General features: G+C 62.0%; 14 protein-coding genes. 11 read left to right on the top strand and 3 right to left on the bottom strand.

Annotated elements, in window-relative coordinates; genetic code table 11:
- The first annotated feature begins 65 nt into the window (after window positions 1-65).
- From ACGHP5_RS11660 to ACGHP5_RS11645, 4 genes are read left to right on the top strand one after another with little or no spacing between them, the layout of a single operon-like run.
- Complete coding sequence (locus tag ACGHP5_RS11660; RefSeq protein WP_290532439.1) at window positions 66-830, top strand: NADH:ubiquinone oxidoreductase; 765 nt, start codon at window positions 66-68, stop codon at window positions 828-830.
- A gap of 2 nt (window positions 831-832) precedes the next feature.
- On the top strand, window positions 833-1,375 hold the full coding sequence (locus ACGHP5_RS11655) for a chromate transporter (protein WP_290532497.1): 543 nt from the start codon (window positions 833-835) through the stop codon (window positions 1,373-1,375).
- Window positions 1,372-1,947 carry a chromate transporter gene (locus tag ACGHP5_RS11650; protein WP_337757339.1) on the top strand — a complete coding sequence of 192 codons (576 nt, stop codon included), beginning with the start codon at window positions 1,372-1,374 and terminating at the stop codon, window positions 1,945-1,947. Before ACGHP5_RS11655 ends, ACGHP5_RS11650 begins: the two co-directional genes overlap by 4 nt.
- A gap of 11 nt (window positions 1,948-1,958) precedes the next feature.
- A complete protein-coding gene (locus ACGHP5_RS11645; protein ID WP_390566903.1) occupies window positions 1,959-2,648 on the top strand; it encodes a hypothetical protein in 690 nt (229 codons plus the stop codon).
- 1 nt (window position 2,649) lies between these two features.
- On the opposite strand, the gene ACGHP5_RS11640 is transcribed toward ACGHP5_RS11645, so the two are convergent.
- The 3 genes from ACGHP5_RS11640 to ACGHP5_RS11630 form a co-directional block, all read right to left on the bottom strand.
- The gene (locus ACGHP5_RS11640) at window positions 2,650-2,937 is read right to left on the bottom strand and encodes a hypothetical protein (RefSeq protein WP_337773068.1); all 288 of its coding nucleotides are present in this window, start codon (window positions 2,935-2,937) and stop codon (window positions 2,650-2,652) included.
- A 471-nt stretch (window positions 2,938-3,408) separates the two neighbouring features.
- The gene (locus tag ACGHP5_RS11635; RefSeq protein ID WP_337773070.1) at window positions 3,409-4,344 is read right to left on the bottom strand and encodes a class I SAM-dependent methyltransferase; all 936 of its coding nucleotides are present in this window, start codon (window positions 4,342-4,344) and stop codon (window positions 3,409-3,411) included.
- A 10-nt stretch (window positions 4,345-4,354) separates the two neighbouring features.
- Complete coding sequence (locus ACGHP5_RS11630; protein WP_337773072.1) at window positions 4,355-6,166, bottom strand: U32 family peptidase; 1,812 nt, start codon at window positions 6,164-6,166, stop codon at window positions 4,355-4,357.
- A gap of 465 nt (window positions 6,167-6,631) precedes the next feature.
- Here ACGHP5_RS11630 and ACGHP5_RS11625 point away from each other — a divergent pair, with 465 nt between their 5' ends.
- From ACGHP5_RS11625 to ACGHP5_RS11595, 7 genes are read left to right on the top strand one after another with little or no spacing between them, the layout of a single operon-like run.
- The gene (locus ACGHP5_RS11625; RefSeq protein WP_390566900.1) at window positions 6,632-7,831 is read left to right on the top strand and encodes a BACON domain-containing protein; all 1,200 of its coding nucleotides are present in this window, start codon (window positions 6,632-6,634) and stop codon (window positions 7,829-7,831) included.
- Between the two features lie 12 nt (window positions 7,832-7,843).
- Window positions 7,844-11,389 carry a BACON domain-containing protein gene (locus ACGHP5_RS11620; protein ID WP_390566898.1) on the top strand — a complete coding sequence of 1,182 codons (3,546 nt, stop codon included), beginning with the start codon at window positions 7,844-7,846 and terminating at the stop codon, window positions 11,387-11,389.
- Window positions 11,390-11,412: 23 nt separating this feature from the next.
- Window positions 11,413-12,939, top strand: a complete 1,527-nt coding sequence (locus tag ACGHP5_RS11615) for a BACON domain-containing protein (RefSeq protein ID WP_390566896.1) — start codon at window positions 11,413-11,415, stop codon at window positions 12,937-12,939.
- A 19-nt stretch (window positions 12,940-12,958) separates the two neighbouring features.
- Window positions 12,959-14,878, top strand: coding sequence for a S8 family serine peptidase (locus ACGHP5_RS11610; RefSeq protein ID WP_390566894.1), 1,920 nt, complete (start codon window positions 12,959-12,961; stop codon window positions 14,876-14,878).
- A gap of 32 nt (window positions 14,879-14,910) precedes the next feature.
- Complete coding sequence (locus tag ACGHP5_RS11605; protein WP_390566892.1) at window positions 14,911-16,854, top strand: hypothetical protein; 1,944 nt, start codon at window positions 14,911-14,913, stop codon at window positions 16,852-16,854.
- A gap of 10 nt (window positions 16,855-16,864) precedes the next feature.
- A complete protein-coding gene (locus ACGHP5_RS11600; protein ID WP_390566890.1) occupies window positions 16,865-20,059 on the top strand; it encodes a SusC/RagA family TonB-linked outer membrane protein in 3,195 nt (1,064 codons plus the stop codon).
- An 18-nt stretch (window positions 20,060-20,077) separates the two neighbouring features.
- The gene (locus ACGHP5_RS11595; RefSeq protein ID WP_337657033.1) at window positions 20,078-21,637 is read left to right on the top strand and encodes a RagB/SusD family nutrient uptake outer membrane protein; all 1,560 of its coding nucleotides are present in this window, start codon (window positions 20,078-20,080) and stop codon (window positions 21,635-21,637) included.
- The last annotated feature ends 25 nt before the right edge of the window (window positions 21,638-21,662 follow it).

Here is a 21,662-nt window from a genome sequence, read left to right as displayed (position 1 = left end):
TTTCAGGGAAAGAGTTGCCCATTAACCGGCTTTTCGCTAATTTTGTCAGATATATTCCATTCGTTATGATCTTTCCGAAAATAAAGGTGCTGCACAGCCACGGACGGCAGGCGATCCCCGATCTCGACGCCGTGGAGCTGACTCCGGAATTCCGGGGCCGCCCCTGCCTGACCGAAACCCGAGACGACGCCGACGCGCAGCGTGCCGCCGCAATGTGCCCCACGGGGGCCTTCACGGCCGCGCCCCTTGCACTCGACCTGGGGCGCTGCCTCTTCTGCGGCGAATGCGCGCGCATCGCGCCCCGCAACGTCCGTTTCACCAACGACTACCGCATCGGCTCGCCCACGCGCCAGGGGCTTGTCGTCCGCCCGGGCGACACCCGCGTGGCCTTCGACGCCGGAAAGGTGCGTCCCGAAATCCGCCGCTGCTTCTCCCGTGCGCTCCAGCTGCGCGAAGTCTCGGCCGGAGGCGACGCATCGGTCGAAATGGAACTGGGCGCCACGGGCAACGTGAACTTCGACCTCGGCCGCTTCGGCATCGGCTTCACGGCCTCACCGCGCCATGCCGACGGCGTGGTGGTCTCCGGACCCGTCACGGCCAACATGGCCGAGGCGCTGGAAATCTGCTACGACGCCGTCGCGGAACCCAAAATCCTCGTCGCCTGCGGTTCGGAGGCCTGCTCGGGCGGCCTGTTCGCCGACAGCCGCGCCGTCGACCGCACGTTCTTCGACAGCCACACCCCGGACCTCTGGCTGCCCGGCGCACCGACCCACCCGATGACCTACATCGACGGGATGATGAACCTGCTGGGCCGCAAAACCCGCCAATGACGATGCAGAGCCTCACGACCATCTTCGTCTCGTTCCTGAAAATCGGGATGTTCACCTTCGGGGGCGGCTACGCCATGCTGCCGCTGATCGAGCAGGAGCTGATCACCAAACGCAGGTGGATCGAGCAGAAGGAGTTCCTCGACCTGCTGACCCTCGCGCAGTCGGTCCCCGGCCCGATCGCCGTCAACACCTCGGTATTCGTGGGCTACAAGGTCCGCGGACTGCGCGGCGCAGCGGCAGCCCTGCTGGGCACGGTGACACCGTCGTTCGTCATCATCCTCGTGATCGCCGTCTTCTTCGCCGGCATCCGCCACAATCCCGTCGTCGACGCGGCCTTCAAGGGCATGCGTCCGGCGGTCGTGGCACTGATCATCGGCCCGGTGCTCTCGCTCTCGCGCGGCATGCACTGGACGATGCTGGTCGTCATCGCCGCCTCGGCCCTGGCCATCTGGTGGCTCGACTGGTCGCCGATCTGGATCCTCGCCGCGGCCGCCGCGCTGGGCATCGCATGGGAACTGACAATCGCTAAAAAGGTAAGGAAATGATCCTCTGGCAACTTTTCATCAGCTACCTCAAGATCGGATTCTTCGGATTCGGCGGAGGCTACGCCATGCTGTCGCTGATCCAGAACGAAGTGGTCGTGCAGCACCAGTGGATGACCACCGCCGAATTCGCCGACATCGTCGCCGTGTCGCAGATCACCCCCGGACCCATCGCCATCAACTCGGCGACCTACGTGGGTTACAGCGTCGGCATCCAGACCGGGCACACCTGGTGCGGCATCCTCGGTTCGGCGATCGCCACCTTCGCCGTCTGCCTGCCGTCGCTGACGCTGATGATCCTCGTGGCGCGTTTCTTCATGCGCCTCAAGGGCAACCGGCTGGTCGAAGGAGCCATGCGGGGCATGCGGCCCGTGGTGATCGGCATGATCGCCGCCGCCGCGCTGCTGCTGATTTTCCCCCGTAGCAGCGCCCCCGACGACCGGAACTTCATCGACGCCTGGAGCTGGGTGCTCTTCGGCGGTGTTTTCGTGGGTTCGTGGCGCAAGGTCAACCCCATCCTGCTGATCGTCCTCTCGGCCGCCGCGGGAATCCTGATTTACTACGTATTCCAATAACCCGACACACTATGAAGAAATCCCTGAAAAAACGGCTCAAAAACTGGAATGTCGGCGACTACGTCCGCCAATTCTCGATTGTTACGGGCGGCGTGCTGCTGACGCTGTGGCTGACAGCCCGGATCACCGACTCGGCCCGGCAGAGAGAGGTGCGACAGGCCATGCAGCTCGTCACGCTCGAACTGCGCGACAACCTGCAGGTCATCCGGGATTACAAATGGATGTACAACGACGAGAAACGGGTCGCATACCGCCTGAAGGAGCAGGACTTCTCGCTCGACGGCCTTCCCGCCGACACGGTCGACTACTATACCCGGCGGATCACCGGCGGCATGGGAAAACCCTACCGCTTCCTGACCGACGCGCTGGAGATGTTCAAGACGACGGGTGTCGCGTCCGACATCGCCGACAAACAGATCGTCATCGACCTTCTGCGCTGCTACAACGAACTCGGGGCGTTCGACAACTCGATGAGTCTCTATTACGACCAGCGCATGCAGGCCATCCTGCCCGAACAGATGGGAGAGACCCTGTGGTCGGCGGATACGAATATCGGCAAGGCATTCGGCAGGATGCTCGCCGGCAAAAAGGTGCAGAACTGGCTCGGCATGATTCCGAGGGCTTTCGACACGCGCTATTTCGAGGCGAACGAGGAAAAGCTCGAAGCGATGATCGCCAAACTGGAAAAACGCTACCGATAGGTCAGACGGCGGCCAGCACCGCACCTCCCGCCAACAACAGCAGCAGGAACGCGGCGAGAAACAACAGTCCCAGAATGGCGACCAGAATTCCGATACAACCCCATCGCTGTCCGCCGCCGGGCAGCGGGTCGGTCAGCAGGGCGACGATCAGTCCCACCAGCGGGGTGAAGATCACGCTTATCAAAAAAGCCCAGCCGAAACCGATGCGTCGGTGGCTGCCGATGATGCCCACCAGCACGGCGAGGAAACAGCCGCTCAAAATTCCGAATAGTACTGCAAGAATACTCATATCACGCGTTTTAATTCGTTTGGTTATCCACTGTTTTTTAACCGCAAAAGTACCAAAACTGCGTTGTAAACGCAGGGGTATTGCCGCTTTTTGGTCGGCAACTAACCGCGGGTTTCGCCCGCGGGATGTTATGTACTTTTTGGCCGCAAAAAGTACCAAAAACTCTCCGACAGATGCCTCCGCCTACTTCGTCCCGTCTAACGTTCGAAACGGGCGCCTATTCGCGGGGGCGCACGCGCCCCGGCCCCGTTTCTTATCACTTTTAGCCGGGCCTTCGTTTGACGGCTCCGGCATCGAGCCGGAATCTTTCGCCGCCTGTGGCGGCGTGAAGTTGTCCGCATTATCGCTTGGAGCGCCGTTCCCGCGAAAGCGACATGCGGATGGTTTTGGTGCTACCTTTTGACACCAAAAGGTAGCTACTCCCCGCGGTACTCGCCGCGGTTCAGTCTTTTTGCCGCCAAAAATACAATCCTACCGCGTAAACCGGTAATAGGTTCCCAACGGCAGCTGCTTGCCGGCCCGGTCGGTGAAACACAACTCGCCCCACTGCTCCTCGCGCGGCGCACCGAACGCCTGCCTCACGGCCGTGCGGGCCAGCGTCGACGAGAGACCCATCGAATAGAGGTTCAGAACCAGAAACGCTCCCCGGGGTTCGAGCAGCTGCGCGCAGCACTCCAGCATTTCGCCGATGTTGTCCTCCAGAATCCACCGCTCGCCGTCGGCCCCGCGCCCGTAAGCCGGGGGATCGAGGATGATTCCGCGGTAACGGCTGCCGCGGCGCACTTCGCGCCGGACGAATTTCAGCGCATCCTCGACGATCCACCGCACGCCCTCCAGGCCGCTCAGCTCCATGTTCTCGCGCGACCAGGTCACCACCTGCCTGACCGAATCGACGTGCGTCACCTCGGCCCCGGCGGCCCGCGCCGCGAGCGTCGCCCCGCCCGTGTAGGCAAAGAGGTTCAGCACCTTGGGGGCGCCACCTCCCGCAACACTCGAACCGAACTCCGCAACACGCTCGCCGCCAGATGGTTCACCTCCGGCCAAAGCCCGGCAGCTGTCGTAGATGAAATTCCAGTTGGCGGCCTGCTCGGGGAAGATGCCCACGTGCTTGAACGACGTAAGCCCCAGCCGCATGCGCAGCCGCATCCGCTTATAGGCATACTCCACCGCCCAGCGGTCGGGCATTCCGGGAGCGAGACGCCACTCGCCCCGCTCGTCGCTGCGCGCATCGCGCCGAAACGAGGCGTCGGCCGTGCGCCGCCACTCCTCTTCGGCAAGCGTCCGCCGCCAGATGGCCTGCGGCTCGGGACGGCGCGTCACATAGCGCCCGAAGCGCTCCAGTTTCTCGAAATCCCCCGTGTCGATGAGTTCGTAATCGTTGAAATCGGGTGTAAGCTGTTCCTGCATGGATCGGTTTCTATTTTTTACATTCGTCTATCAATGCCATTTCGCATGCCTGGCAGTCGAACTCCAGCCGGTAACGGCAGGCGCCGTGTTCCAGAAACAGGTCGCCGCGCAGCCGCGGATGCTCCCGGAGACATTCGCCGATCTCACGGCGGATGCAGTAGGCCGACCGCATGACCGCATGCCCGGCGGTCGCCGGCGCGAGGTCCAGCCCCCGTTCGATCTGCCGCACCCCGTGGTCGCGGTAGAACGCCTCGGCCAGCCGGTTGGTGACGTTCTCCTCGGCCGTAAGCCGCTCCGAAGGGTATTTCGCAGCGGGATTCTCGGACAGGATGCGGTGTTCCGGCCGCCGCTCCCGGCGCACGAGTTCGAGTGCGGCCAGCGCTTCGCGGCGCAGTTCCGCGGCCAGCGACGCCGGCACGAACCACTCTGCGCCCCGCACTTCGGCTTCGCGGACCGCAAAGATCGTGTCGCCCGACTTCATCGCCTGCGCACGCAGTGCGGCGGCATTGGCATCGGGATTCTTCGCCGGGTCGAGCCGCACGGCCCGCACGGCCGAGACCGCAACGCCCTCACAATCCGTATAAGTGAGTTTCAGCCCTTCGGCCGTCGCCTCCGCCGCGGCCTTCGCCGGAATCACCCGCCGCGTGCGGCTGCGTTCCACGGCCAGCGTGAATCGACGGTCGAAATTGCGGCGGACCTCCGCCCCGGGCGCGATTCCCTCCATGCGGTTGGGCGTGATGCGGCGGCCCTCCACGGCATTGACGTTGGTTCCGGTCACGCCGCGCGGCGTCAGGAAGCAGACACCGTCGCCCGGCGCAAGGTCGTGCCCGCCGTCGAGCGTGAACGTGCCGCCCGAAACGCCCGCCACGCGGCCCACCCGTTCGCCGACAGCTTTCGGAGTGTCGAACGACGCCACCCCGGCGCGTTTTCCGTCCAGAAAGTATTCGGACTCCCCGCGCGTGAAACTCTTCGACGGGTCGGGTGTGAAATCCGGGACGCTCTCGCCGACGGACGACCGCCGAAACCCCGGCCGCAGGGCCAGCGCCTCGTCCACCGCCCGGCGGTAGTAGGCCACAACGTTACGGATATAAGCGAGATCCTTGAGCCGACCTTCTATCTTGAATGAAGTGACGCCCGCATCCAGCAGATCGCCAATGCGTTGCGAAAGGTTCATGTCGCGTACCGACAGCAGGTGCTTCCCGGCGATCCAGGTCCGGCCACGCCCGTCGGTCAGGTCCCAGGCCAAGCGGCAGGGCTGGCTGCACGCCCCGCGGTTGCCGCTGCGCGCGGACATCGACCGCGAGAGAAAACAGCGGCCGCTGTACCCCACGCAGATCGCCCCGTGGACGAAACATTCGACCTCGGCAGCCGTCGCAGCGCAGATGGCCCGGATCTCCTCCAGCGAGAGGTTGCGTTCGAGAATCACCCGCGCAAACCCCGCCTCGCCCAGAAACCGCGCCCCTTCGGGCGTGCGGTTCGAAACCTGCGTCGAGGCGTGCAGTTCCACCGGAAGGTCCATCCGCCGCAGAGCCATGTCCTGCACGATCAGCGCGTCGACGCCCGCGGCGATCAGCGCCCGGGCCTGCCGTTCGGCGGCCTCCAGTTCGTCGTCCCACACGAGCGTGTTGAGCGTGGCATGGACCCGCACCCCGAAGCGGTGGGCGTACTCCACGACCCGGGCGATCTCCCCGTCGGAGTTCCCTGCGGCCTGCCGCGCGCCGAACCGCGCGCCGCCGATATAGACCGCATCGGCGCCGTAATCCACGGCCGCCGCGGCCGAGGCGTAATCTTTGGCAGGAGCTAACAGTTCGACGGGTTTCATTTCTTTCTTTTTGCAAAAGTAACAAAAAGCGGTCAATATCGGGACTCCGCCGCCGGAAAATCGCGGTAACCGCCGCCGGAGCGGAGGTTATCAGCGATCATTCAACGACTTACGCACGACATGGTCAATATTTAACAAAAATCGTTCTTTCCCTCCGGACCCGGAACACTCCCGCAACAACAATATCCGACAAGCAAAACAGCCACAGCCGAAAAACAGCCTGCGTTTTTCGAATTCTCTATTGTTCAACAACATACATACATATTCGGCCGAAAAACAAGCAGACAGAAAAGATTCGCACGACAATATTTTCTGGTTTTCCAGAAGACATTCGGACAAATTTTTCTTATATTGTGCCGCAAATAAACAAGTCCAAAAATTCGGTATGATGCAATTTTCAGCAAATACGGTTCTCCGGAAACGGGATACCGTACCTATCCATTTTTTATTCCTAATCCAATTTTTATGAGAAGATGCTTTACGCTATTGACGGTTCTCGTCCTCTGCGCCGCAAGCGGCTGCGATGACAAGAACAAAGAGGAGGTCGCGGATGTGATCGTCCTCTCGCGAAGCAGTGTCGCGTTCGCCCAGAAAGGCGGAACGACCACCGTCGCGGTAGCCACGCCCTCCGACTGGAAGGTGAGCTGTCCGGACGATTGGGTGACGCTGGCTTCCGAAGAAGGTCTGCTGACCATTTCCGTGACAGGCAATACGACCGACGATGTCCGCAGCTCGAAAATCGCCGTGGAAACGGCCGGCGACAAACAGGAAATCACCGTTCACCAGGCGTTCTCCCGGGAAACGGTCCTGCTGTCCACCACCGCTTCGGACGAAATTTCGCTGGATTCCGAAGGCGAGAGCGTTCTCTTCACCGTGGTCACCAACGGCCAGTGGAGCGTCACGAGCGACGCCGACTGGGTTTCGGTCGAAAGCGACCCGGTCAGCGGAACGGTACGCGTCGGCGCCCCGCGCAATCCCGACGCACACCGCGACGCGACGCTCACCGTCCGTTCGACCAAAGGCTCCGCTACGGAAACCTGCAAAGTGTCCGTTTCACAAATCTCACGCGAGGAAAATCCCTATTATCAGATGCTGGGATATTACGGGCTTTATGCGGAAAACTGGTATTACGGCCGTGAGCCGATCGGCGTGAGCGGCACGGGCACGTTCTGCACCGTCGAAGAGAAAGAGTACCGCAAAAGTTTCTACATCAAGAACCTGTTCCTGACGGGCACGGTCGTGGAAGCCGCCTACGACAAAAACACCCAAACCATGTCGATCGAACTCGGCAGGCTCTGCTACACCCGCGAGATCTCCTCGACGGTCTCGCGCTTCCACTACCTGTACTCGATCAACATGCAGGGCGGAGGTTTCCACAACGGCATGCTGACCGGCAGGCTGGGAGAGGGTTACAACGACGACGCGGACGAAAACCGCAAGGCGATCCTTCTGACCGGATTCGAGCCGCCGTACACCACGCTGGGCATCATCGGATACCAGGAGCAGCAGTGGCTGTCGTTCGGCGACCTCTACTACGCCACCGGCACGATGTACCTCGTGGACTGGGACATTCCGGCCGACACCGGCACGGCTTCGACCTCCGTCACCCGGGCCGCCGACGGCATCGCCCCCTCGGACCGCACCTTTCCCGTATCGAAACATTAAACCGCAGCACACATGAAAAAATTATATGCACTGACAGCTTTACTGCTCGGCATGATGGGGTGCTCCGAAGAGACGATCACCTACACCAACCCCGTTCCGGGCGACGAACCGTCCGGCGTCGCGGCCGAACTGGGCATCTCGTCGAAAAACACGTGGTTCGCCGCTGAAGACGAACGCAACGCCTCGATCGGCTTCAAGAGCCTGGGCGGCGAAGTCGTCGTGGACATCCGGACCAACACGACCTGGAAATACGACGCCGTCAACGCCGGCTGGCTGACCATCGAGAAAGACGATGTCGCCGACCAGCTCATCCTGAGCTGCGGGGGCAACAAGGTCGAGGAGCAGCAGCAGGCTACGATCACCATTACCGCCGGCGACAAGACCGCGACCATCTCCACCAAGCAGAACGCATACGGCACGCTCGAAATCGCCGCATCGAAAAACAATTTCCAGATTCCCGCCGTCGGCGAACTGACCGCCGAATTCGAGGTGCAGTCGACCGACGAAGACTGGGTCTTCGAAACCAAAGACTGCCCGTGGCTGCTTCTCGAACAGCAGGGCGACAAAGTCACGATGACGCTCGACCCCAACGAGGAGATCGAGGACCGCGAAACGACCTTCGTGCTGATTGCCGGCGAGGGGGGGGGGGGAAATCCCGTCACTGAAACGATCCGCGTCACGCAGGACCGTGCCGTCTACGTCAATGTTTCGCTAAAAACCATCCCCCTCTCGCCCACTCCCACCGAATCCGACAAAAAAGAGTTGGGAATCAGGTCCAACTACGACTGGGAGTACACGCTTTCCGAAAATTCCGACTGGCTCTCCGCCACGAAAACCGAGCAGGGGCTTACAATCACCGCCGAGACCAATTCGAGCGGATCGTCGCGCACCGCAACCATCACCATATCGGCCGGTGACGGCAAACAGAACCAGACCGAACAGGTCGTCACCGTCTCCCAGACCGGCCTGGATCTCGACGCCTTCATCCTCGGAATCGACATCACCTCTTCGAGCCTCAAAACCTTCCTTCCCTTCGACAAGGCCATCGACGCCACCATCGACTGGGGCGACGGCAATATCGAAGAGAACGTCACCTCCGCCTATCCCACACACACTTACACCGACCCGGGCTACTACATCGTCTCGGTCAAGGGCAGCGTGCCGTCGCTGAACTCCTACGACATCCCCACCTACGGACTGGGCAACCAGTTCAAGGAGGTCTACAACTGGGGCCGCACGGGGCTGACCTCGATGGCGCGCGCGTTCCAGAACTGCCGCGAACTGGAACGGATTCCCTCCGACAACACCGAAGCCTTCGCCAAGGTCACCACCTTCTATTATGCATTCGCCGACTGCCGCGTCCTCGAAGCCGTTCCCGACGGACTGCTCGACCATGCGACCGAGGCGGAAACCTTCGCCTACTGCTTCCAGAACTGCAACGCGGTCACCGAAGTGCCCGCCGACCTGCTCTACAACTGCACGAAGATTACCTCGGTAGGCTCGCTCTTCTCCGGCACGGCGATCACCCAGATCGACGAGGATTTCTTCTCACGAAACACGGAGCTGACCGACTGCTCGATCATCTTCTCGAACGGCAAACTGAAGACGGTTCCCGAAAAACTCTTCGCCAACAACAAGAAGGTGACGACCTTCAACTCGCTGTTCGCCAACACGCTTTCGTTCGAATCCGTCCCGGCCGGCCTGTTCGCCAACAACCCCGAGGTCGATTCGTTCCGCATGCTGTTCTCGGGAACCAGCCTGAAATCCGTCCCGGCCGGCCTGTTCGCCAACAACCACAAGGTCACCAATTTCCAGAGCGCATTCAGCAAAACGGCTATCCAAAGTGTTCCGTCCGACCTGTTCGCTGACTGCGACAAGGTGACGACCTTCATGAGCTGCTTCACCGGCTGCGCCGAACTGCAAAGCGTCCCCGCCGAACTGTTCAGGAACAGCGGAGCCTTCACGACTGTGACGAAGACCGCCTTCAACAACATATTCAAGGACTGCGCGTCGCTGACCGAAGTGCCCGCAGGACTGTTCGACGGCTTCACCCTGGTCACCGCCTTCAACGACGCCTTCAGCGGTTGCACGTCGCTCACGACACTGCCCGCAGGGCTGTTCGCCACCAATACGGCGGTCACTTCGTTCACCAATGTCTTCAAGGGCTGCACCTCGCTCAAAAGCATCCCCGAAGGCGTACTCGGCGGACTTTCCAAGGTCACTTCGTTCTCGGGGCTGTTCGCAGGCTGCACGGGACTCGAAGAGATCGGTGCCAACATCATCTCCGGCTGCGCCGCCTGCAAGAATATCTCCTCGATGTTCAAGGACTGCGACAACCTGAAAACCGTCTCGGCGGAGGCGTTCGCCGGGGCACCCGCGATCACCAGCGTGGCCAGCCTGTTCGAAAACTGCACGCTGCTCGAAAGCATTCCGGAGGATATTTTCGCCGGGATGCCGAACCTGGCGACCGCCACCAGCGTATTCGCGGCGTCGGGACTGAAAACGGCTCCCGCCGGTCTGTTCAGCCGCAATCCCTCCGTCACGACCTTCGGCAAGGTGTTCCAGAACTGCGCCGCACTGACGACGCTGCCCGACGGACTGTTCGCCGGCAACCCGAAAGTGACGGTCTACTCCAACGCCCTGCAGAACTGTACGGCCCTCGAATCGGTCGGCCTCGTTTTCGGAACGAGCACCGCCTCGGCCAAATGCGATTATCTCTTCGCAGGGAACACGGCGCTGAAGAGCGTGCCCGCCGGAATCTTCGACGGACTGACCGGGGCGACGGCCTTCAACAACGCGTTCTCCGAATGCTCCGCCCTGGAGACGATTCCCGCCGGACTCTTCGCCAAGAACGTCAATGTGACCACCGCGGCCCAGTGCTTCCTGAACTGCACCCGGCTCGCAGCGGTTCCCGCGCGCCTGTTCGAGACCAATACCAAGACGAAAACCCTGACGGAGATGTTCTCCGGATGCTCGGGAATCGAAAGCATCGCACCGGACGCCTTCACAGGACTGAACGGAACGTCGCTCAATTTCCAGAAGGCATTCTTCAACTGCACGTCGCTCCGGGCGATCCCCGACGGACTGCTGAAAACCGCGCAGATTTCAACCTACACCAGTCTGTTCGCCGGTTGCACGGGACTGGTCCGCGTCGGGTCGGAGGTGTTCAACTGCGCCTCGGCCACCATGTTCAATTCGGTCTTCGACGGCTGCGTGTCGCTCGAAGAGGTCGGCAAGAACATGCTCGTCAGCCCCGTCAAACTGACCAGCGTTGCGAATCTTTTCCGTGACTGCGGGAGGCTCAAGAGCATTCCGGCGAGCATGTTCGACGAAGCCGTGAAGCTCAAGACGCTGACTTCGACCTTCCAGGGCTGCGCATCGCTCGAAGGCGAATCGCCCTACACGGTCGTCGACGGCGTGAAATACCACCTGTACGACCGCACGGCGGAGAATGCCGCCGCCTCGGGACTCACCGCGATCACCGCCGCCAAGAGCAGCTTTGCGGGATGTACGAAGCTCTCGGACTACGACAAGATCCCCACCACGTGGAAGGAATAGACGAACACAAAACGATCCCGAACATGAAAAATACGATAATATGCAGCATCGCAGTGCTGTCGGCCGCACTGCTGGCAGCCTGCACCGAGACCACCCGAATCTGGCCGGAGGAGGGCGAAAGCAAAGCCTACGTAGAGGTGTCGAGCGAAAAAGTGATCTTCGACGCCGACGGAGGCAACGCCGTGATCGCTGTGGCGACGAACGCCGACGGCTGGGACTACGCCGCCGAAGGCGACTGGTTCACCGTCGCCCGGCAGGACGGCAACGCCCTGCTGGTCGAGACCCTGATCAATGCCGGGGCCGAAACCCTGACCGGCAAACTCACGGTCAGCGCCGAGAAGAACGGGGAGACCGTTTCGCAGGAGGTCGCGCTCGTACAGCGTGCCGAACGAAGCGTCAACCTGAGCGCCGAAGGCACCGCCAACTGCTACATCGCCCGGACCGGCGGCGTCTACAAATTCGACGCATCGATCAAGGGCAACGGCGGCGGTGACGGAGTCAGCGACTACATCGCCAACTACGGACTCGCCATCGACGACGGCGCCTTCGCCGAACTGCTCTGGGAATCGCGCCACGACGGCGACAAGACTATGTCGCGTGAAATCATCGACGGCGCGCCGATCTACCGGGGAGGTTACGTGACCTTTTCGACGGGCCGGTCGGAGGGCAACGCCGTGATCGCCGTGAAGGACATCAAGGGCAACATCGTCTGGAGCTGGCACATCTGGGTCTGCAACGACGAAATCACCGCGCACGACCACATCGACTCGGAAGGCGAAGTCGCCGCCGTGATCATGGACCGCAACCTCGGGGCGCTGAACAACACCCCGATGGACGTGGGCAACCGCGGCATGTTCTACGAATGGGGCCGCAAGGACCCCTTCACGCCTTCGCGCTCGCCCTATCACGCGGATACCGACGGCGACAACGTCCCGGCCTACAACGAACCGAACACCGCGATCGGCGACGGCACGGGAACCTGGGTCTACGACGCGCAGGCCGCCGTGCTCGCCACGCCGCCGGCCAACATCCCCAATTCGATCCAGAACCCGATGACCTACCTGCAGTCGCCGTACAACGGCCACGCCGACTGGTACTGCACGGGAACCGACCCGAAGGCCACGCATCCGGGGCTGTGGGGTCCCGAGAAGACCATTTTCGACCCCTGTCCTCCGGGCTACAAGGTCCCGGGGCCAGACCTCTGGGGCATTCCCGCCGGAAACAACTCGATCACCAACGGCGGAGCCGCGGCGGATTACGACGAAACTGGCGTCAGCCCCAAATGGGACTGGAACGTCTACGAAGACTGCGGGCGCCGCTGGAAAAACACCGGCGACTACTACCCGATGGCCGGCAACATCTACTACACGGACTACATCTCGGTGAGCATCTGCAACTACACGGGAGGCATGGCGTTTTACTGGACCGCCCAGGCGTCTCCCGACGCGACGAAGGCATCGGTCTACTTCGTGAATTTCAACCCCAACTGGTGCAATTACAGGCTCGCCGAACACGACTGTTCGGCACAGATACGCTGCATCCGGGAATAACTCCAAAAACTGATCGTCTATGAAATACATATTCAAATCGCTCCTCCTGGCGGCAACCGTCCTCGCGGCGGCATCGTGCGCCAAGGACGACACGCAGAGCAGCGGCGAAGAGACCGCGGGTCCCGTCATCGTCAACGCCTCCCCGGCGGCCATCGGCGGCGAGATCATCCTCAAACTGAAGACCGAGGCCTCCGGCATCGTGGAAAAGAGCCGCGCGCAGGGCGTTTCGAAAGGCAGCGGCATCGACGAGATCGACCGCATCCTCAACACGGTGAACACCGTCCGCTTCGAACGGCTCTTCCCGGACGGCGGGCGCTTCGAAGAGCGTACCCGCCGGGAAGGCCTGCACCTCTGGTATTACGCCAAATACGACCCGTCGGTCCCGACGAGCGAGATGGCCAGCCTGCTCTCCTCGTGCAAGGACATCGAGATCATCGAATACTCGCTGGCCGCCGAAACTTCGGACTACCGCCGCACGGCATCCCCCGCCGCCGGGGCGCAGAGCGTCACCCGCGCCATCGAAGACGAGGTGCGCAACGTCCCCTTCCCCTTCAACGAGAGCGAACGTTCGCAGCAGATGCAATGGCACTACAACAATACGGGCAACGTCTTCGCACAGGCGAGCAGACTGGGCGCCGACGCCAACGTGTACGCCGCCTGGCAGCTCTCGACGGGCGATCCCGACGTGATCGTCGCCGTGGTGGACCAGGGCGTCAAGTACGACCACGAGGACCTGGCCGCCAACATGTGGGTCAACGAGGCCGAACTGAACGGCACGCCGGGCGTCGACGACGACGGCAACGGTTATGTGGACGACATTTACGGCTACAACTTCACCAAGGAGACCGGCGAACTGGATTTCTCGGCCGAACTGATGCACGGCACGCACGTCGCCGGCACGATCGCCGCCGTGAACAACAACGGCGTGGGTGTCTGCGGCATCGCAGGCGGCTCGGGCAGGGGCGACGGCGTGAAGATCATGTCGTGCGAGATTCTCGGCAAGTCGGAGTCCGGATCGTCGGGCGCCGGACTGGCCGGACAGATCCGCGCCATCAAGTACGCCGCCGACAACGGCGCCGTGATCTGCCAGAACAGCTGGGGATACACCGCCGGAACCATCTCCGTGACCGACTGGACGCGCGGCTCCTACTCGGCGCTCTCGCGTGCCATGGAATACTTCAACAAATATGCGGGACTGGATGAAAACGGCAACCAGACGGGTCCGATGGCCGGCGGCATCGTCCTCTTCGCCGCGGGCAACGACGCCTCGAACGAGATTTGCTATCCCGCCGCCGACGCCAACGCGATCAGCGTGGGCGCAACCGGATTCACGGGCGCCCCGGCCTACTACACCAACTACGGAAAATGGGTCCGGATTTCGGCCCCGGGCGGCGACCAGATGTTGAGCAACGCCTACGGCGGCGTCTACAGCACGAGCGTGGCCGCCGACGGCTCTTCGGGCTACGAAGGCAGCCAGGGAACCTCGATGGCCTGCCCCCACGTGTCGGGAGCCTGCGCGCTGGCCGTCAGCTATTACTACGGCGCTGAAAAACGCAAGGGCCTTACGGGCGAAATGCTCCGGCAGGCGCTGTTGAGCAGCACCCAGTCCGTCGACCGCTACTGCACCGGCAGTTACCAGCAGTATCTGGGCAACATGGGCATCGGCAGCCTCGACACTTACAAACTGCTGCGGACCATCGCCAAGATCGACGGCATCCCGGCGCAGCGGGTCGGCGTGGGCGCCACCGTCAGCATCGACCTGGGCAACTACTTCACCGCCACCAATGTCCTGGGGTACACCGTTTCCGTCCCCGACCTCGTGAAGATCGAACTCCGGGGCGGAGTGATGAAGCTCACCGGCCTCAAGAAAGGCCGGACGACGATCATCGTCTCGGACGGCGCGGCCATTCGCAAACCGATCGAGGTAACCGTCGAATGACACATTCACTAACGCAAAAGAGAATCAAACCTATGAAAACCTTTTATAAATACGCGGCATTCGCGGCGGCGGCCCTCGCGGGACTGTGCACCTGCTCGTCGGACGACGACGCGGCGGAGACCGGCTCCGGCCTGCAACCCGTCGCACAGCCGCAGATCATCGTCAGCGACCTGACGACCACCGGATTCACCCTCCGCTGGGAAGCCGTCGACGACGCAGGGTCCTACGTCTACACGTTCGACGGCGGGAGCGAGACATCGACGACCGGCTGCCGGCTGGAATTCAACAGTCTGGAACGGCAGAAAGAGTATGTCGTGGCGGTCAAGGCCTGTCCCCGGGACCCGGCCGAATACACCGAATCCCCTTTCACCTACATCCACGTGCTGACCGACGACCTGGAGCAGCTTCCCCAGCCGAAGATCACACTCGGCAGCGCCTATGCGTCGAAAACAGTCATCTCCTGGACCGAAGTGCCCGAAGCGGAACTCTACGAGTTCTCGGTCGACGGCGGGGAGGCCGCGACCACCCGAAACCGTACGGTCATCCTGTCGAAGCTCGACAAGGGCCGCACCTACTCCTTCTCGGTGCGCGCCATGACGTCCGACGCCACGCGCTTCACCAACTCGGAGGCCGCACAGCTTTCGTTCGTCACCTCGGACGCCGACGTTCCGCCGCTGGTCATCGCCCCGACGACGATCATCTCCGACGCCGTGGCGTTCGACATCTACGCCTCCAGCGACGAAACCTACTATTATGAAATCCTCCCGGCCACGACCTTCGCCAAGTATTCGCCCGAAGAGCTGATGACCGCCTTCCAAACCTATATCGTCGAATACGCCAAAAAGCAGGGCATCAGCCTCCAGCTGGCCATGGCCTCGATGCTCAAATCGGGGACCCAGAGCCTTCAGATGACGGGACTCACCCCCGAGTTGAGCTACGTGATCTTCGCATTCGGCATGGACCTGCGGGGCAACATCACCTCGAACCTCTCCTCCACGCAGTTCAAAACCACGGCCGACGGCTATTCCGCCGGTCCGAACTACGGCGGCAGCGACTGGTTCACGCAGCGGTTCTACATCAGCAACGCCTACCTCGCCATGACGGGTTACGGCTGGACCAACTCCGTGTGGACCCACTGGAAGGGAGACGACGTGACGGACGTCCGTTACCGTACGCTGACGACCAAACTCTTCAACCAGGTCTTCCCCGATCCCTACGACCGGCAGGCCGTCGCTGCATTCCTGAAAGACCCCAATTACGGACTCCAGTTCAACCCTGCGCTGCTCTCGGCGACGGTCAACAGCGCCGACGGTTACAACGGACTTACGGAAGGCGTCAGCGCCGGCACGTCCTACACGCTGCTCACGCTGGCCACCTCGTCGAGCGGTGCCGAAACGGTCTGCGTCAACTCCGTCACCACGAAGACCAGCACGGAGGCCGCCGCGTGGTTCGCAGCCGCAGCCTCGACCAACGCCAACTACGGCCCGACGCACAACACCGTGGCCGGCGTCATGAAGGGCATCGACATCGCAACGGTGCGTTACGCGATTTTCAAACAGAGCGCCCTGGCGAACGTCGGCACGAACAACTACCCGGCCGTGATCGAGGAGTTCGGACACGACGTCAAGGAGGAATACCTCCCCTACATCAACGGAAACGGCTTTGCCATCCTCTTCACCGGGGAGAGCGGCGTAACGCCCGAAACCACGTACGTCTTCATGGCGACGGCGACCAACACGGTCGGCGACAAAGTCACCAAATGGGGTTCGGCGACCACCAGCGCGGCTCCGGCAGCCGCCCGGGCGAAGGCGCAGGCCGCAACCCGCGCGAACGAACCGCTCCGGTCGCCCGTCGGGAAACCCATCGCCAACCCCGGGAAGTTCATCTACCCGATGGAGAGCGTCCAGCTGCCCGCCGGAGCGAAACCCGAAGGCGACCTCTGGACCATCATTCACAACACGCACAATATCAAATAAGAGTACATCTATGAACAAGATAGCAGCAATTCTCTGGTGCATCCTGTCGCTGGCATGGACGACGGCCTCCTGGGCGCAGAACGTCACCGTCAGCGGCAAAGTCACCGGAGCCAACGGCGAAGCCATCATCGGCGCGAACGTTCTCGTGGAGGGCACTACGCAGGGCATCACGACGAACGTCGACGGAGACTACACCCTGACCAACGTCCCGGCCAACGCCACGCTCGTCGTCTCCTACCTGGGCTACAAGACGGAGAAAATCCCCGTCGGCAGCAAGACCCGCATCGACGTCACGCTCCGGGAGGACACCGCCGAGATCGAAGGCGTGATGGTCGTGGCCTACGGTACGGCCAAGAAAGAGTCGTTCACCGGTTCGGCCGCCGTCGTCAAGGGCGGCGAACTCCAGAAACGTGTCGTGGGCAACGTCACCAAATCGTTCGAGGGAACCGTAGCCGGCGTGCAGGTCGCCTCCGGCGGCGGCCAGCCGGGCGAGGCGGCATCGGTCATCATCCGCGGCATCGGGTCGGTGAACGCCTCGGCGACACCGTTATACGTGGTCGACGGCATCCCCTTCGACGGGTCGCTCAGTTCGATCAACCCCGCGGACATCGAGACGATGACCGTGCTCAAGGACGCATCGGCCGGTGCGCTCTACGGCGCCCGCGGAGCCAACGGCGTCATCGTCATCACGACCAAGAAGGGCAAGAAGGACAAAATCCGCATTTCGTACAAGGGCAACGTCGGCATCGCCTCGCGCGCCATCCCGCGCTACGACCTGGTCGGCATGAAAGACTACGTCGAGATGAGCTACGAAGCGCTGCGCAACAGCGCCCAGTACGGCACGGGCATGGACTTCGAGGGCGCGAGCCGCTATGCCGCCGCCAACCTCGGCCAGCAGATCGGCGGACTGAAGAACCCCGAATACTACAACCCTTACAAGAACTACACGTGGGAGACGCTGATCGACCAGTCGACGGGCAAGATCCGTTCGGACGCCAAAGCAGCCTGGAACGAGAACTGGCTGGACGAGATCAGCGACAATTCGGCCGTGCGCACCGAACACATCGTCTCGGTGAACGGCGGTTCGGAACGCGCCAACTACGTCGCATCGCTGGGCTACTACATGGAGGACGGCATTCTCCAGAACACCGACTTCTCCCGCTACACGGGCCGCGTGGGCGCCGATTCGCAGGCCAAGAGCTGGCTCAAGATCGGCATGAACGCCAACTTCGCCCACAGCGAATCGAGCTACCAGAGTTTCGAGGACGCAAGCACGTCGAACGTCTGGTACACGGCGCAGTTCATGGCCCCGGTCTATCCCGTCTACCTGAAGGACATGGCCGGCAACAACGTGCGCAGCGCCGACGGGCAGCTGCAATACGAATACGGTTCGGAGGACGACAACGGCTACGCCAACCGCCCCTCGGCCCAGGGCTTCAACTCGAAGGCCGAACTTTACAACAACAAGGCCTACTACACCCGCAACTCGCTTTCGGCGCGCAGCTACATCACCTTCGGAACCGTCAGGGAAGAGGCCCGGCTCTACGGACTGAAGCTGACGATGAACTTCGGTACGGACTACACCGACTACCAGCGCACGCTGGTCTACGACAAGGAGCACGGCAACGCGGCCCAGCAGGGCGGACGCCTCAGCAAGACCAACACACGCACGCTGAGCTACACGTTCAACCAGCTGCTGACCTACGACCGCACGTTCGGCGACCACTCCCTCAACCTGCTGGCCGGCCATGAGTACTACCGCTACAAGTACAACTACGCCAACGGCGAAAAAACCGGCATCGTCGGCGGAATCGACGAGTTAGGCCCCGCCGTGACGACCACCGACAACAACAGCTATTCGCACAACTACGGCGTGGAGTCCTACCTCGCGCGCGTCAACTACGGTTTCAAGAGCCGTTATTACGTCGACGCCAGCTGGCGAACGGACGGTTCGTCGCGCTTCCACCCCGGCGACCGCTGGGGCCATTTCTGGTCGGTGGGCGCCTCGTGGCGCATCTCCGAGGAGCAGTTCATGGAGAACACCCGCCAGTGGCTCGACAACCTCACGCTGAAGGTCTCCTACGGCGTACAGGGCAACGACAACCTGGGAACTTACTACGCATGGCAGGGTCTCTACGACTACACGTGGCCCAATGCCACCGATGCGGGCGCCTTCGTCGACAAACTCGAAAACAGGGAGGTGACCTGGGAGAAGAACGGCAACCTCAACGCCGGCATCGAGGCCACGATGCTGGGCGGACGCCTGGGCGTTTCGGTCGAGTACTACAACCGCAAAACGCGCGACATGCTGCTCAACAGTCCGCTGCCGATCTCGACCGGATTCACGGGCTTCAACGACAACGTCGGCTCGCTGCGCAACCAGGGACTCGAAGTCTCGCTGCGCGGAACGATCCTCGACAAGCGCGACTTCCGCTGGGACGCGACGCTGATGGGTTCGTTCAACCGCAACAAGGTGCTCTCGCTCACGGGCGGCCAGGATGTCATCACGTCGGGCATCCGCGTCATCGAGGTGGGGCGGCCGATCTACACCTTCTACCTGCCGAAAACGGCCGGCGTGGACCCCGCCACGGGCAAGCAGCTCTACTATGCCTACTGGACCCAGACGGTCAACGACGAGGGTTCGCTGGTGAACACGCGCTGCGACGAGTACATCACCGACAACGTGGCGATGGCCACCTTGAGCAAGTACTACCACGAAAGCCGCGAGCCGAAGCTTTTCGGCAGCATCGGTTCGACGTTCACGATCCTGAAGAACATCGACGTCTCGTTCCTGACGACCTATTCGATCGGCGGATGGGTCTACGACGGACTCTACAACGGCTCGATGTACGTGCAGTACGCCGGCAACAACTGGCACAAAAACGCCAAACGCCGCTGGCAGAAGCCGGGCGACAAGACCGACGTGCCGATGCTCGAAGTGGGCGGATCGTACGCCACGGCCGACAACTCGCTGATCGACGCCTCGTACTTCGCCATCAAGAACATCACCGTCGGCTACACGCTTCCCAAGCGCTGGCTCAAGAAGATCGACATCGAGTCGCTGCGCATCTACGCCACGCTGGACAACATCGCCATGTTCAACCACATGGACGGCATGGACCCGCAGTATAACTTCACGGGATCGGTGGCCTACAGCTACACCCCGTCGCGCGTGATCGCATTCGGTATCGACCTGAACTTTTAACCACGGGAGAAAACAACTATGAAAAAAGCAATATATCTTATCATCGCGCTGATCGGCTTATCAGCCCCCTCGTGCAGCGACTCGATGCTCGATTTCTCCCCGACCGACTCGGGTTCGGGCAAGGAACTGCTCAAATCGGCATCCACGGCCATCACTTCGGTCAACGGCGTCTACCGCTCGATGTGGACGGCCGGATGGTCCACGACCGCAAACACCCACCAGTGCTTCGGCATCGCGGCCTACAACCTGGCGCTCGACTGCATGGCCGACGACCTGATCATGCAGTCGCAGGGCAACGGCTGGTTCTGGGGCGACCACTGCTACAACGTCAAGAGCAACTACACCTCGTCGGCCTTCCGGTCGTACGACGTCTGGTACGCCAACTACAAGTGGATCGCCAACGTAAACTACATCATCGACGCCGAGCCGGAAATGGCCGGAACGGAGGCCGACGTGGCCTACGTCGCAGGACAGGCCTACGCCATCCGGGCGCTCTGCTACCTGAACCTGGCGACGTGGTTCTCCCGCGCCCCCTACAACCCTCTGACGGGCGCTTCGCGCTGGAACGAGGCCTGCGTACCGGTTTACACCACCGGCACGTCGATCGACACGGGCGGACAGCCCCGCGAATCGCTGCGCACGGTCTACGGCCGCATCGACCAGGACATCGACCGTGCCATCGAACTGCTCGAAAAGGCCAGGGAAACCACGCTTGCCGAGAATAACAAATCGCACATCAACCTCTACGTGGCCCTGGGCATCAAGTCGCGCGCCTGTCTGGCGGAAGGCGACTGGGACGGAGCGTTCAAGGCGGCCAAGCGCGTGATCGACGAAGGCGGCTACGCCGTCGGCACGAAGAGCGACCTGACGGGCGGCATGAACTCGCTCGGCAAGCAGAACGTCATGTGGGGCGCAGGCATTCAGGTGGCCGACCAGGCGGGCGGCTACGCCGGGTTCTTCACCCACATGGACAACAAGGAGGGCGCCTATGCCAAATCGGCTCCGAAGCTGATCAGCAAGCAGCTCTACAACCGCATCAGCGCAACAGACATCCGCCGCGACTGGTGGGACCCCTCGGACAAGGAGTCGCCCTACGTCAGCAAAAAATTCTCGTTCGGCAACGTGGCCTCCTTCCTGGGCGACTACATCTACATGCGCGTCGAGGAGATGTACTTCACGGCTGCCGAAGCGGCCCTGCGGCTGGACGACCTCAAGAGCGCCCGCGAACTGATGAACACCGTCATGGCCGAACGCGACCCGAGTTACAGCGCCAACAACCGCAGCGGCACGCTGCTCGGTGCGACGACCACGACCTGGACCGGATCGTTCCTCGAAAACATCCTCACCCACCGCCGCATCGAACTGTGGGGCGAGTACGGCCGGCTGTTCGACGTCCGCCGCCTGGGCCAGGGCATCGACCGTCGGACCGACGACGGCTTCTCCGAGGAGTGCATTTCGATGATGAACCGCCGGAACGTCAACATCACCAAAGCCGACACTTACGACTGGGTGCTGACCATTCCCAAAGCCGAACTGGATGCCAATCCGAACATCAACGAGGAGGACCAGAATCCCTAACGAGCCTTTGAACCGTTGAAAATCA

Origin of the sequence: Alistipes sp. i18-0019-D1 (assembly GCF_042852885.1) — a bacterium.
Taxonomy (GTDB): domain Bacteria; phylum Bacteroidota; class Bacteroidia; order Bacteroidales; family Rikenellaceae; genus Alistipes.
This window is presented reverse-complemented; position numbering and strand designations above follow the sequence as displayed.